At 45.7% G+C, this 14760-nt stretch carries 9 protein-coding genes; 2 read left to right on the top strand and 7 right to left on the bottom strand.

The window, feature by feature from the left end:
- Window positions 1–154: 154 nt before the first annotated feature.
- Together NNC77_RS07695 and NNC77_RS07690 are read right to left on the bottom strand one after the other, a co-directional pair.
- Entirely contained in the window at window positions 155–709 is a 555-nt protein-coding gene (locus NNC77_RS07695) for a glutathione peroxidase (RefSeq protein WP_006847257.1), read from the bottom strand.
- Between the two features lie 962 nt (window positions 710–1671).
- Window positions 1672–5670, bottom strand: coding sequence for a hybrid sensor histidine kinase/response regulator transcription factor (locus tag NNC77_RS07690; RefSeq protein ID WP_254986870.1), 3999 nt, complete (start codon window positions 5668–5670; stop codon window positions 1672–1674).
- Window positions 5671–6044: 374 nt separating this feature from the next.
- Between NNC77_RS07690 and NNC77_RS07685 the strand changes: the two genes are divergently transcribed.
- On the top strand, window positions 6045–6656 hold the full coding sequence (locus NNC77_RS07685; protein ID WP_254970496.1) for a hypothetical protein: 612 nt from the start codon (window positions 6045–6047) through the stop codon (window positions 6654–6656).
- Window positions 6657–6694: 38 nt separating this feature from the next.
- On the top strand, window positions 6695–7411 hold the full coding sequence (locus tag NNC77_RS07680) for a hypothetical protein (RefSeq protein WP_254970494.1): 717 nt from the start codon (window positions 6695–6697) through the stop codon (window positions 7409–7411).
- A 71-nt stretch (window positions 7412–7482) separates the two neighbouring features.
- Here the strand turns inward: NNC77_RS07680 and NNC77_RS07675 are convergent, their stop codons facing one another.
- The 5 genes from NNC77_RS07675 to NNC77_RS07655 form a co-directional block, all read right to left on the bottom strand.
- Window positions 7483–8535, bottom strand: a complete 1053-nt coding sequence (locus NNC77_RS07675; protein ID WP_254970492.1) for a DNA/RNA non-specific endonuclease — start codon at window positions 8533–8535, stop codon at window positions 7483–7485.
- A gap of 184 nt (window positions 8536–8719) precedes the next feature.
- Window positions 8720–8971 (bottom strand): type B 50S ribosomal protein L31, encoded by a 252-nt coding sequence (locus tag NNC77_RS07670; protein WP_006847266.1) that lies wholly within the window; start codon window positions 8969–8971, stop codon window positions 8720–8722.
- A gap of 321 nt (window positions 8972–9292) precedes the next feature.
- Window positions 9293–10771 carry a hypothetical protein gene (locus tag NNC77_RS07665; protein WP_147346993.1) on the bottom strand — a complete coding sequence of 493 codons (1479 nt, stop codon included), beginning with the start codon at window positions 10769–10771 and terminating at the stop codon, window positions 9293–9295.
- Between the two features lie 44 nt (window positions 10772–10815).
- Window positions 10816–12036, bottom strand: a complete 1221-nt coding sequence (locus tag NNC77_RS07660; protein WP_254970491.1) for a DUF5689 domain-containing protein — start codon at window positions 12034–12036, stop codon at window positions 10816–10818.
- A gap of 71 nt (window positions 12037–12107) precedes the next feature.
- Window positions 12108–14708, bottom strand: coding sequence for a TonB-dependent receptor (locus NNC77_RS07655; protein WP_254970489.1), 2601 nt, complete (start codon window positions 14706–14708; stop codon window positions 12108–12110).
- Window positions 14709–14760 lie beyond the last annotated feature (52 nt).

The following is a 14760-nucleotide window of genomic DNA, read 5'->3' as shown; positions in this document are numbered from 1 at the left end:
GCAAACAGTTGACAATTATTCTTTGAGATATATTGAAATAACGATATCACATATAAAAGAAGCCAGGCTGCGAAAAGCAACCTGGCTTTTTATTTAGAGATTCTATTCTCTTTTTTTAGAAATTCTATTCTCAGTTCGAGACTTCTATCTTTCATTAGAAGTTCAACCACTCTTCGATAGCCTTAGCGATGACATCGAAGCTTGTGGTAGGCTCGAAGCGGGCTACAACCTGACCCTTCTTGTTAACGAGGAACTTGGTGAAGTTCCACTTGATATCGGCACTCTCCTTGTAGTTAGGATCAGCCTCGCTCAACATCTTGTCGAGAACAGGGTAGAGAGGGTGGCTCTCGTCCCAACCAGCAAAGCCCTTACATTCTTTCAGAAATTTGAAGAGAGGGGCAGCATCGTCTCCGTTTACCTTGATCTTCTTGTAGCGCTGGAACTCTGTGCCGTATGTAAGCTTGCAGAACTGATGAATGCTTTCATCTGTACCAGGGGCTTGCTGACCAAACTGGTTGCAAGGAAAATCAAGTATTTCGAAACCTTGAGAATGATAGGTCTCATAAAGTTTCTCCAGTTCCTCATACTGAGGTGTGAAACCACACTTTGTGGCGGTGTTAACGATGAGCAGCACTTCGTTGGCATACTCCTTGAGGGAAACATCCTTTCCCTTTCTGTCTTTAACAGAAAATTCGTAAACAGTTCTCATTTTTTTTATCTTTATGTATGTGTTATCTATATTTCCGATCTCAACTTATATGATCTAGAGTGCAAAGATACTACTTTTCTCTTAGAATACTTCAAGAGTTTTTTTAAAAATTCTAAAAATCGAACAAAATCATAGATGAAGGAATAAGCATAACTGAACTTTCGCAAGTTTTGTCCCATACGCCCTGAAAGGGCAGAAGCCCCTAGCCCAGGGCATCGCCCTGGGTAATTGGACTCAAACCTGTCGCCCTGTAAGGGCAAAAGCTTTAAAACTCCAGATAAAACATAAAGCTTTTGCCCTTACAGGGCGTCTTGCTGATTGCCATCATACCCAGGGTGTTGCCCTGGGCTAGGAGCTTTTGGGCCTTCAGCCCGTACTTGAACCACATGCGAAAGTTCTGTGCGTAATATATATAATGTAGATAGTATCGCAGTTAAGAGTATATAGATTCCGTAGATAATTGGGTTTGTGAATAGAAAGGTGTGTAGATTATAAGACTACATAACGGCCTGTATGAAAGTTGTAAAAATAAAAAATGCAGGATTTTCACAAACCCTGCATTTCTTTTTCTTTACCTCTTTTTCCTCAAAAAAACAAAGAAAAAGAGGTTTACGATTAATCTATCATTTAACTTTTCTAAGAACTTGTTGCAAAGATACTACATTTTCTTGTAACACCAAACTTTTTCTCAGTTTTTTTTCAGTAAAAAGGGAAAATTAATCAAATACCCCCCCATTTTTATACTTTTTTGCAATATTCGGTCAAAAAACAAAGCAAAATGGCTCAATTTTATGACTATTCTGCTTTTTTCCTTGCTTGAACGTTTTGCTGTGTACGATAACGAAGAAGGCTGTGCTCGGCAACAACTGAAGATATGTCCTGTAATATGTATTACTTTTTTGTCAATACAGATAAAAGCAGCCATCAGTAATGATGACTGCTTTCATCTGTAATGATGCGGGCTATCCCTGCGTTCTGTTTCGGTATTCAGTAGGCACGATACCCGTTTCTTTCTTGAATACCTTCGAGAAATACTTAGGGTCGGTGAAACCTACTGCAAAGGCGATGCTGCTCAGTGTATCGTCTGTCTTGCGCAACATCTCGCATGCCTTCTTGATACGTATATGGCGAACGAAGTCTACCGGCGTCATTCCGGTCGTTGCTTTCACCTTATTATATAGTACGCTTCGGCTCATACCGATTTCGTTCGAGATATCATCTATCTTGAGTTCCGGGTTGCCTGCATTTTCAACAATAAACCTGAAGGCACGCATCATGGTTCTGTCCTGCATCTGTGCCGCCATCAATGCCAGCTCGCTGTTTGGGTCAACCGCTTCGTTCTCGGCACTAGTTTCAGCCTGGTTAATAGCAGGCAGAGGAGCTGCTGCAGGCAGTATTCGCAAGGCTGCTATGGCATCTTTATCGCCAGCTTCCTTCAGTTTCCTGATGATATCCACCTGAATGTTGCGGCGCTGGGTGAGGATAGCCTCTATTCGGCCGAGCAGATAAGGGGTAGAGAATGGCTTGGTGATATAGGCGTCAACTCCTTCATCAAAACCTCGCTGCTGGTCTTCTACGCTTGCCTTGGCCGAGAGAATCATCACAGGGATGTTGTTGAGGGTGGTATCCTGCTTGATCTCGTGAATCATCGACAAACCATCCATCACAGGCATGGTAACGTCCGTGAGGATAAAGTCTGGTATCTCCTTGCGCGCCATTACCAAGCCAGCCTTTCCGTTCTCTGAGAGCAGCACGTTATAGGTAGGCGAGAGAATGCTGTAGAGGAACTTGCGCAGGTCGGCATTGTCTTCTACTACCAGTACTGTCTGGTCTTTGAGTTCCGCTTCTTCCTGTGCTTCTTTCTGTTCCTTGCCCATTTCTTCCAGGCGTTCTGCCTCTGCATCCTTTTCTTCTTTCTGTTTGTTGGTTTCTTCCAGATAGTCAGATGCATTGTGGTCGTCAATCTGGCCATTCGCTTTTTCTCTTTCTGCCAGGTCGTAATCTTCCTCGGTCAGACCGCTGTTCGTATGGAAGTTTGCATTGCTACCATATCTCTGAACCTTGTCCAGCATTACCAGCATTTCGTTAGCATTGTCTATTACCATTCTCAGCAGTTCCTTGCCCTTTCGGGTGATACCCGGCTCGGTATCTAGAATGGTTTTTACCGGGGCTCCGATGAGCGTTAGAGGGGTTCTCAGACGGTTGGCAGCATCGTTATAGAACTCGTTCTTCAGCATGCTCATCTCGTGGGTTACGTTCTCGCGCTGGCGCTGGTTGTAGGTATAGAAGATTGCGCCTACGATACCGAAGAGCAGAAGCAGCATCAGAAATTTGCCCCAGATGCTTTCCCAGAAGGTAGGGCGCACTTCGATAGGCAGTTCTGCCACATACTTGCTCCATACACCGTGAGAGTTGGTGGCTCTCACCTTGAGTACGTAATCGCCATGACTGATACGGTTGAAGCCGATGGTATGGTTGCTTCCGTTTGATATCCACACGCCTGGAGCTGTATAACCATCTATGCGATAGAGGTATTTGGTCTGATACTTGCGCTGATAGTCGAGCGATGCGAAGTTGATGGTCAGGTTTCGCTTGTTGGCAGGAATCACTATTTTATCCTTGTGCAGGATAGGTTCCGACTCCTTCTCTCCGCTATAATGGAGGGAACAGAAGATGACTTTAGGCTGGTAGTTGCTCTTCTTCAGCGTAGCCGGATTGAAGGTAATCAGTCCCATCGGGGTACCTACCGAGATGTTGTTGCTTGCCGGATCGTGGTAAGGACGGCTTTGCGAGAACGACATGTTGAAGTCGAAATCGTTAGGTCCGAACACATTGCACTGGCCCGTTTTCGGGTTTACGCAGTCGATACTCGACTCTCTGATTACCCAGATTCTTCCCTGGTTGTCTTCTACCATGCCCTGTACGATGCCTTCGTTAACATCGATGGCATGGAAGTATTTCATCTTCAGGTTGTCTTGCAGGAGCGATTTGCTCACAATCTCTTCCATCAAACCGCCCTGTTGCGAGATATACATCTTGCCGCTGGTGTGCTCCATGATATTGTTCATATCGTTTGCAGCCAGACTTGTTGTATCGTTCGGTATGTAGTAGGTCTTGTGGTAATTGATCTTTCTTGCGTTTGTAAAGGCATCACTGAAGGTGATGAGACCATCTGTAGTTCCTACGAGAATGGTTCCCGTAGTGGTGCAGCAGATGCGGCGTATGCGGTCGTAGTGCTGTTTCTCCCAAGGCAGGCCGTTTCGTTTACTGATGAAACTGATACTGCCGTCTGCCGCCTCGTTAACAAGTGCCAGCCCACCTCCGTAGGTACCTATCCAGATGCGTCCGGTGCGGTCGGCTACAATGTCTTGTATCTTGTCGAACGGCAGCGATGACGGGTTGTTGGCATCATAAACAAAGTGTCTTACCTGCATTTTATCTATCAGATAGACACCATTTCCGTTGGTTCCTATCCATGCTCTTCCCTTGATATCGAAGTGGATAGACATGATGCCCTTCTCGGTGAAGTTTACCTGCTGTGGCACAATCTGTCCGCTTGGCGACAGGTATCCGATGCTTTGGTAGGATGCGTTGAGCACCTGGATTATACCATTGTAATAACCAGCCCAGATATGTCCGTCTGGCGATGCATTCACCGAGAACACTTCGTCTTCGCCCACATCCAGCTTGTTGATAATATAAGGGTGATATTTGAAGACTACCTGTGTCAGGTCGTGAGAGCCTGTCAGCCAGAGGATTCCCTGGTCTGAGAGTACATATTTCGTAATCTTCGGTATGCGGTAGTTGCCCGATGAATTGCTTCTCAGCAGATAAGGCACCAGTTTTCCTGCCTTGCGGTCAAAATAACTGAAGGTTCCTCCTCTTGGCACTACCCAGAGGGTCTTGTGTTCATCTTGTGTGATGAAATTGCTTTCGCAGGTTGTGCGGTCCATCGGGTCGTCCTGGTCGGCAAAGAGCCACTGTTTCTGTCCGGTCTTCGGATTGACGAGGGTTACTCCCATGCCGTCAGTGAATGCCCATACCATACCGAAATCATCGGTATAAATCTTCTTTACCTCTGCCAGAGGCTGACTCGGGCTCTGTACGTTGATGATATCAAACTTGAAGGTGCGCGGGTTGTAGATGATAACACCCAGATTGGTTGCCAGCAGGAGTTGGTAACCTGTATTTTTCAGTTGGTTGATACGGGTTACGCCTTCCGGCATTGGTATCATGGTGAGTCGGTTCTGCAGGTCATATTTTGCCAGTTTGCCGTCTTCAGTTGCCAGGAACTCATCTTCTCCCACCCCTCTGAGCCATTTGAAAGGCAGTTTGCTTGGAATTTTCGAATGATATATGTATGCGCCTTTGTCGGTAAGCACCCATTCTCTTCCGTGTATATCTCGATGGATGTACCATACATTTCCGCTTCTGAGTCCCTTTTCTCCTACTTTGATGAGTTCTATGTTCCGCTCATCAAAGGTTCTTCCTGCTGATCGGATGATGTATTTTCCATTTTCTGAAGTAAACCATGTAGCTCCGTTTTTCAATGGGTATACCTGGCTCACGCGCAGGTCGATGTTGAACAGTTCGTTGAATTTCTGTCCTACAGCAAAGAACCGGCAGAAGTGGGTATCGTATACGTAGAGCTTGTGGTCGTATGTGATACACCACACGTTGTTGTTATAGGATGGTTCTATTTTCAGTATACGGTTGGTTGACAGTACGTCAATATCATCCGGGTTGTCTCTGAAAGTATGAAATTTGTAGCCGTCATAGAACGACAGTCCGTTCCATGTACTGAACCACATGAGGTTGTCTTTACCTTGTTTGAGGTCTGAGATGGTATTGGCAGCGAGTCCGTCTGTGATAGAGAATTTTCTCACATCGCAGTAGGGTACAGCTGCTGTCATGATGGTAGAGAGCAGTCCTAATAGGGTGATATATAATTTTCTTTTCATCATTTTTTATTCGTATACGTTTATTAATCGCAACAAAGGTAGTGAAAATAAATGAGATATTGTAGTTTTAGGTGTATTTTTTTATGTTAGCGCCTTAAAATCTTCCACTTTTCATAGAATAGGTGTAATATTTGGTTGTTATCTCCCTGCTTTTCTTTTGTTTAGCGTATGTTGTTTCGCTATTGGTTATTTCTGAATTTTCTTCATGTTTTTCTAAAGAATAGGGATTTCCCCCTCAGTTTGTATCCTTTTCCCCTTTGTGGTAGCCGCAAAAACCACTACCTTTGCATCGAGTTCAAGAAAGAATGCTGTTCTTCGAGAACTCAAAAGTATAGAAGATATAAGAATATAAATAACTTAACTGATAAATTGATATGAAAAAGTTTACTACTCTTCTCACAATGGCTTTCATAGCTTTGATGAGCATCTCATTCACCTCATGTGATGATGATTCTGATATTGCATACACCCTCGATGGTACATGGAAGGGTAATATGTTGGTAGAATATGGTAATCAGAATGCCCTCTACTCGGTAATCCGATTCGACCAGAATGATGGCATCTATTCCGGTACAGGCTATTGGATCGATTACTTTAAGGGAAATTACTGGCATGGCAACAATTATATAGCAAACCGCATTACCTGGACAGTACGCAACAGAAACATCTATATCACTCTTCTTGATGAGGGTAGCGATGTTGTGATTTACGATTATGCTCTGGGCGACCGCAAGTTCTCTGGATATGTAGAGGCTGATAACGGCAACCGTGCTTATTTCGAACTTTATCGTGATTCTTACAGCTATAACTGGCGCGATTATGACTGGGGCTACGATTGGGACTACGATGACGGTTGGGGCTACAGCAAGCAGCATTCGGGCTTGGAGAACACCCAGATTGTTTCTCGCGGAGCTAAGGATTCTGTAGAGTATGTTAAGGTGGCAGATGATAATCAGAAGCCTGTTCGCCGCTTTGTAGTGAAGTAAGGCAATAAGGAATTTAGTTTGAAGAAAGGAAACAAGATATGAAAAAGTTTAAGCAGATATGGATGTGGATGGCGATAGCTGCAGCATCTTTCTCATTCACCTCATGTGATGATGATTATTACTGGCATGATGATTATTACTGGTATGATGACTATAATCATGGTGGCTGGGGATGGAACCAGGGCGACTGGAACAACGGTTCTAACGGCTCTCAGGATGATTACCTGCTGTCGGAGGCTCAGACTCTTACAGGCGACTGGAGAGGCTCTGTGATGCTCTCTGAACTTGCTGAGGACGGCCAGTCTCGCAATAACTACAGTTTCAATGCCGAGATGACGTTCTATCAGGCGGGTGATAAGGTTAACTCGCTCAGTGGTAATGGTGTAGAAGTGGATTATGCCGATGATGGAAGCAATGAATCCCAGACTCTGAAGTTTACCTGGTACATCGATAAGAATGGTGATATTTATATCCGCTATAATGATTCTGGTGCTACCTATGTGATGGATGCAGGTGCTAAGCAATATGGTTTCTATCTGGGTGATGAAAAGGGGCAGGATGTGTTCTATGGTTATATGATAGGAACAGGTAAGGCTAAGGGTGATGTGATGCAAATCGATTTAGTGCGCTACAATCCGAGTGGAGCCCGTAAGAAGACCCGTTCTGCTTCAACCGATTCTGTAGCTCCTAGCTTCGGTAAGGCTACCGGCAGGGCATTCATGCCACATACAATCAAGAAGTTGCCGAGAAGATGATGATATAAACAAAAGAAACCGCTCTCTCATTGATTTGAGAGAGCGGATTCTTTGTTTGTATATAGCCTGATTTATTTAAAGCCCCAAAGTTTCTTGAGAGCTTCTGCATCTTGGTTTTCTACATCCTTCTCTATTTCATCAGGGAGATTACAGAAGAAGTCGATGCCGGTTTTGTCTTCCAGCGTCTTGATGTTTACCACATATTTGCCGAGCTGATCGCCCTTTTCAAATGCCTTGTTCTCGTGAGGGAACCAGTAGCCGAAAGCGCTGTATGTATACTGGTTGGTGCTCTTGTTTAGCTCCTTTTTCAGTACTGCTACAAAGAAATACTTTGGTATTGGGATATAGCCTGGCTTCTGGGTTTCGCTAGAAGCACCCTTCTTCTTCCAGCCCAGGAGATTACTCTCGCTGCCCACCGGGTCGATGGTACCGCCCTTCACGATGAAGAGGGTATCTGAGTCAATCTTTGGAGCTTTGGTACGAAGATCTTCCTCCATTTTATACCATGTTCCACGCTGGTTGAAATTGGCATATTGAGGCTGCATGTTGGTCATGAAGAAAGTCTGTTTCTGCTGTGTCAGATTGAGCTTGCGGTCAGCAGAAGGGCAGATATGACCATGGTCAAAGCCTTGAGTTGTAGGAGTAGGGTCTTCTGTGAAATCTGTGATTCCCCACTGTTCTTGCAAATCTGTATCCCATGGATACTGGCGCTCGCCCTGAGGAGCATCCCATCTTTTTACGTTAGATGCCGTGTTTCCGGTGTGGAAAGTATAGCAGCTCCATCTCTGGCTCTTCATGTTGTCATCCCATTCTGTAGAATAGTTCAACATACCTGTTGTATTATCCATGTGAACGATGGCATAGCTGGTACCATTATTCTTGAGCTTTGGAAACTCCAGACCGCCGATAGCGTTTCTTACCACTTGTGGCATGTTGGCAGTAGCCACATTCTTGTTTGTGTTGTTCTTATCGGTTGATTCACCACTGGTATTGCCACCTGTGCTTCCACCACCCGTATTACCGCCATTTTCAGGATAATAGAACTGTAGGGTATCGTCTGTGCCGCAGGCAGAGAACGTCATCGCAGCAACGAGCGCGAAGATAAAAAACTTAGTATGCTTCATAATTCTCGATAATGTTTTGAAGTTAAAGATTAAGTACTTTCTATATAAAAATGTATGTAGAAATCGATTGCATGAGGATTTGTAGTGAGAGAAAAAAAGTGCATTCCTACGTATATGCAACTACGCTGGAATGCACTCAGTATCTTTGCGATAATAAATATATCCTTATAAAAAAGGTATATTATTACTTCTTCAATTTGCCGTAACGGTTCATGAAGCGGTCTACGCGACCCGCTGTATCAACGAGCTTGCTCTTACCTGTGTAGAATGGGTGAGATGTGCTAGAGATTTCAATCTTAACAACTGGATAAGTCTCGCCTTCGAACTCAACAGTGTCGTTAGTCTTGCATGTAGACTGAGAGAGGAACATATCGCCGTTAGACATATCCTTGAATACTACAGGACGATAATTCTCTGGATGAATACCTTTTTTCATTTTTCTTTTTTATTTTTATTGGGTTATTAAAATTAGACGTCATGGGGATGCTCGTTGCATCATTTCGTGTCCCTTATCGGGGCATGCCCATTATAGCCTGTTATCAATTTCAGGCTGCAAAGTTACGCTTTTTTCCTGAAACCACCAAATATTTCTTCTTCTTTTTAAGAAATATTTTAGAAATGAGCATAATACGTAGGTTCGCGTTCCCTCCTGACACCTATGTTTTTAATGGATGAAAAAAAATCCCCATCGCCTCTGTTTGTGTAGAGGACGATGGGGATTGGTATTTTTTCTAATACATAATATCTACTAGAGGAATTACTTTGCGTATACGATTTCCATCTTGGCAATACGGAGCTGAACGCCACCGCCTGTACCGCTGAATGTATTTGTATAGGTTGCTGTATTTCCTGAGAATACTACAGTAGCAGTTTCGTTACCTACAGCATTCCAGTTCTTGTTTGTATCGTATGTGCATGTAAAGATAATCTTTGCGATAGGCTTGCTGGCTGTGAAAGTCATCTTGTTGTTTGCATAGATACGCAACTCATTAAACTTTGAGTTGTAAGCAGGAGCGTTTGTACCACTGTTCTTGTCAAATGCGATAACTGTGCCGTCAGACAATTTGATTTCTGTAAGAGTAGCATCAGGTTTCAATGCGCTGACGTCATCAATCTTAAGGCTTTCGCCGGCTGTTACACCGTTGTTAGCCAAAGTTACGGTCAGGTCGTTGATGGTAATGCCATCTTGGGTAGCAGGAGTATCAGGCTTAGATGGGGTGTCAGGAGTTTCTCCTGTAGCCTCTTTTACTGATAGATTCTTTACTTCCCATGTTCCAGATGAAGCTGCGCAGGCATAGTGGAGAGCGATAACTACATTCTTCTTGCCCTTGAAGGCTGAGAGATCGTGCTTGTAGGTTTCCCAGGTATTCCAATCCACACCTTCCTTCATTGTGCCAGTAATGTCAGTCCACTTGGTTGTTGCTGGGTCACCGGTGTAATTGTCTGTGATGAGAACCTGATTCTTTACTCCCTCAACGGCTGCACCATTTTTTGTAACATAGCGGAGAATGTAAGAGAACTCCAATGTCGCGCTTTTAGATGCAGAGAGGTCGATAGCCTTAGAAACAATGTAGCTTTCTGAAGGAGTTGTTGTCTTAGAGGCATTATCGTAACCTGTAGCCTTTGCATAGCCGTAAGAGTCGATAACCCATGCTGTGCCCTTAATGGTCTTGGCTGTGAATGAACCGAAGCTCTTGCTGAATGTCTCATTGATGTAACCGTCGGTTGGAGTATCAGGGGTTGTAGACCCACTTGTTGGTTTACCATTGAGAGATACAAGATAGTTACCTGTATCATATTCGTTGGTTCCGTTGTAGTTCTTTGCCTTACCGCAGATAACAACCTCATCGCCTGGCTTCAGAGCATCTTCGCCTGAAAACTTTGTGCGATTTGGACCAGCATAGCCATTGTAAACATAGAACTGGTTAGCCGTAGTACCATCATCAGAAATATAATACTTCAAACTACCAAAACTGGCATCAAAGCTGCCTGCCTTAACTGATACCACCTTACCCTTGGTGTAAACTTCCTGATCTGCGCTACCGCCATTTTCGATATACTTAATGATACCGGCAATGTTGAATGGGTCTGCAGCAGAACCTGTACCCTTAGCCTCTGCTGTGGTTGGAGCACCAGGCTGAGTAGGCTGTGTATAAGGCTCAGGAACGTCCTCACAGCTGCTGAATGTGAAGGCAGCCATTGCCGCCATCAAAACTGAAAATATATACTTTTTCATATTATTGTCTTTTTAAATATTGTTACTATTTTGATAATCAGTAATTACTTGATAGAGATGAGATTGCCACCCTTAATCTCTTTGGTGCCGTTATAATCAAGCAGGGTGCCTGATACAACCACCTTCTTGCCTGGTACAAGGATTTTCTTGGTTTCCTCTGTCCACTTTGCACCATCGATGTTGAAGCAACGGAATACCTCGAGAGTCTTGCCTTCTGTATCCTTACCGTCGTCAGAGATAACGAATGTACCGTTACCATACGTGCCTGTATCTACATCTTTCACCTTTACGATGATACCGGTAGCATAAACCTTAGCATCGCCTGCTGTACCGGCATTGATCTTCTCCAGTGCCTGAGCCACGGTGTAAGGCTTCTCCAATGTACCGCCTGTTTCTGATGCCTTCAGATCATCTGTGCTGCGAAGCACAATCTGCCAGGTGTTATTGTAACGGGTGAAGATACCGGTGATATCGAATACACCCTTTGGAATCACCTCGTTGGCAAACTTAGAATAACCCGAGTTGCGCACTACCAGATTGCTGCTGCTGATTCTCTTGCCCGTTTCGGCATCAATCAGTTCCAGACTCGTATTGGTATCATCTGGTGCCCATACGTTAGTACCGTTGGCAGAAGCAAACTTCACCTTCTTCAGGGTCATCAGCTTGCCCACGTTAGCATTCATATAGGCTGCATCAGTAAGCTTTGTCAGGTCAAACTCCTCTGGCACTACCGTGTTTGCATCAGCCTCGCCAGGGTTCAGAATCTTGAAGTGCTCGTTCCAAATGGCACGCTCTATCTTGCCCATACCCAGACTTCCATCTGAGAGCTTGGTATTCACACCGCCAATCTGAGGCAACTTCTTGTAACTTCCGATATAGAGACCCTTCAGGTTTACGAGAATCTCCTGTCCAACAGGAAGATAACCCGACAGACCACTTCCGTTGATGGCAATGATGATAGCGCCGGATGCATCCTGAACGCTCACCTGGTTGTAGATATTGCCACTGACATCATTGCCCGTCACTACCGCCTTGATCATCATGTCTTTCTCAATCTGCTTGTAGCCATTGTCGCTGTTGATAATCGTAGCAAACTGGGTCTTCAAATCTGCTATGCTGATCACATTCTTCTCCCTCAGGCTGTTGTTGCCCCATGGAGATGCAGGCACCTTCTCGGTCAGGTCTGGGTCAGCATAACCGTCGCCCATACACGACCCCAGAGTCAGTGCCAGGAATGCCAATGCTATGAATTTTATCTTTTTCATTGTTCTTTCTTTTTATTGTTATAGAGAAACGGGATTGCTCCCTGTTCTTTATGTTAAAGAGAAACTGTTCTTTAGAATCTGTAAGATACCTGGAACATGCCGTTGGTACCCCAGGTGTAATACTTCTTAGGATTCTTTGAGAACTGGTAGAGGCGTGGATTCTTCACGTTGCCGTTAACATCCAGTGTATAGCTTGAACGTGAGTTCTGCTCATATCCGCCTGTTACGATGGTCTGGTTGTTCAGCAGGTTGGTAATCATGAGGTTGAAGTTGAGAGAACCCTTCTTCAGTCTCACGCTCTTGCCTATGCTCAGGTCAACCATCCATCCTCCGTGACCCTTCTCCTGGGCTACAGCATCCTCAGTCCAGCTCATACCGTCGAGTGTTGTAGGAGCAAAGATTTCAGGGAATGCCTTGTAGGCAGCCTGGCGGTTGGTCAGCACCTTCTCATATCTGTAGCTTGGAGAATAAGAGAGGTAGATGCGGTCGTAGTAGTTGGCATTGAGGTTGACGAACCATCCGTTTACGTGGGCATCGAGACCGATGCTTCCCACTGTGAGCGGTGTGCCACTCTCGCGCATATCCATCACGTAAGCCTTGTCCTGGTAAACCTCAGCACTCTTTGAGAGCATATATACGGCGTTTACATTGTTGATGTTCTTCGCCTCGCTCATAGCGCCCAGAGTCTTCAGGTCGAGCCATGATGTAAGCTTGAACTTAGCGCCCACCTCTACACCATAGTATTCCTTCTTCAGTCCGGTCATGCTCACGTAGGTGAATGAGTTCTCGTCATCGTTGTAGAAGTTCTGCCATTCCGTAACGTTCTCCAGTCGGCTGTAGTATCCGCTCACGTTGGCACTCAGCCATGCGTTGCGATACAGGTAGCTGAATTCTGAGCTGAAGATGCGCTCGTTCTTGAGGTTAGTCACGAAGTCGTTGCTGATTTCAGGCGAGATGAAGGCTGTGCTTGCCATCGGCGCACGCAGCTCGTATCCGGCTCCGATGCTGAAGGCATGGCCTCTGCCCATATCCACGTTCAGGCTTCCCTTTACGCCACCGTCCAGGAAGTTGGCTGTGCCGCTCTTGCCCTGGCTGTTGTTCGGTGCCATACCGTTGCGCATATAGCCGCGGCGGTTCATTCCGGTATATCCGATACGTCCGCTCAGCATCGCCTTCATGTTGTAGAATTCGGCTGTATAGGTGCTCCATGCGTTTGCCTTGTTTACGTCGATGCGATAGTCGTAACCGAACTTGTCGCCCTCGTAAACCAGTTTGCCTGTGTTGTTAGGACCGGCTGTGTTCAGGTCGTACTGCACACGTGGGTCGGTCTTAGGATAATCGCCCAGGGCATAGGTGTTGATGTTGTGGAAGATGGCACCGCCCAGCATGTCTTCCAGTGTCTGATAGTGCTGGTTGGTACTCTTTCCGAGCATGATACCCGTAGCCAGGTTCGATTTTTGGGTCAGCTTGGTGTTCAGAACGGATGAGAGGGTCAGGGTCAGGTTGTCGTTGTGCTTAGCCTGAACATAGTAGAGCAGATCCTGTCCGTTCTTGGCTGCCTGCTGGTTGGCATAGTACAGGCGGTCCCAGTTAATCTGTCGGTTCTGCTTGCTTGCCTGCCAGTAGTTTACGGCATTGTTCCAGTTTTCCCAGGTATACATGTTGTTGCCGTTCTTGTAGTCGCCCCATACATAGTAGTTGGCTGATGGCATGTTCTTCCAGTAGTCTGGCTGTGGATTCTCTGCGTTGTTGTAGTTGAGCTTGGTGCTCTTGTACATAGAGTATTTTCCGAACACCGATGTGGTGAGCTTCATCTGGTCGTTGATTTCCCAGTCCCATGTAGCGATAGCCGAAGGAGCAAAGTCGTTCACTACGCGTGAGTTTCTCTTGTGCCCGTTCTGGTATCCCCAGTATGGGTTATACTGGTAGTCGTTTGCCAGCCAGTAAGCCTCGTCGGTAGATGCTCCCTGGGTGCTTCTTTCTGTCGGGTTACCCCATGTAGAGAAGCTCAGCGAGTGACCGTTCATCCACTTCTTCTGTACACCGAAGAAATAGGAGAGGGCGTTGTAGAAGGTTCCCTCTACGTATCCCCGGTTAGCCCAGCGGTAGGTGAGACCGGCTGTGATGGCCCATCCCTTCTCGTTGAATCCGCTGGAGTAGGAGTAGAGTCCGCGCAGGGTATAGTTGCGGTTGGCAACACCTACGCTTGCATACTGTCCTTCCTGCATGCTTCCGGCACGGAAATCATAGTTGTTGGAGCCTGCCATGCCGGTCATCGAATAGCCGTTGGCTTCGAAAGGCAGGGCGAAGTCTACGTTTCTGGAGAATCGGTTCAAACCGCCGATGTTGGAGAAACGGAACTGTCCGGTCTCCATATCGTTCATGGAAGCACCGTTGATATAGACATCGTTGTACTTCTGGTTGAAGGCACGGTAGCGGAAACGTGCTGGCGAGAACAGGTAACCTGCCTGGCTCGCGTATACGTTGCTGGTAGAATTGAGGATGGTGACATTGGATGACATGTCATCGTCCTCGCCCAACTGTGCCTCGGAGAAGGTGAAAGCATTCTCGTCAAGTCCCTGTGCTACGTTCTGGTCAGTCTTTTCGTTCTGAGCCATAGCCAATGAACACGAGAAGAGCGCTAACATTGCTAAGTTTACTTTCTTCTGCATAGTTTATATGTATTAAGTATTAATAAACCGGCAACAGCAGTCTCTTTGAGCA

This window comes from Segatella copri (assembly GCF_024330485.1).
In the GTDB taxonomy this organism is placed as follows: Bacteria; Bacteroidota; Bacteroidia; order Bacteroidales; family Bacteroidaceae; genus Prevotella; species Prevotella copri_L.
The sequence above is the reverse complement of the archived record's forward strand: the minus strand, read 5'-3'. Positions and strand labels throughout refer to the sequence as shown.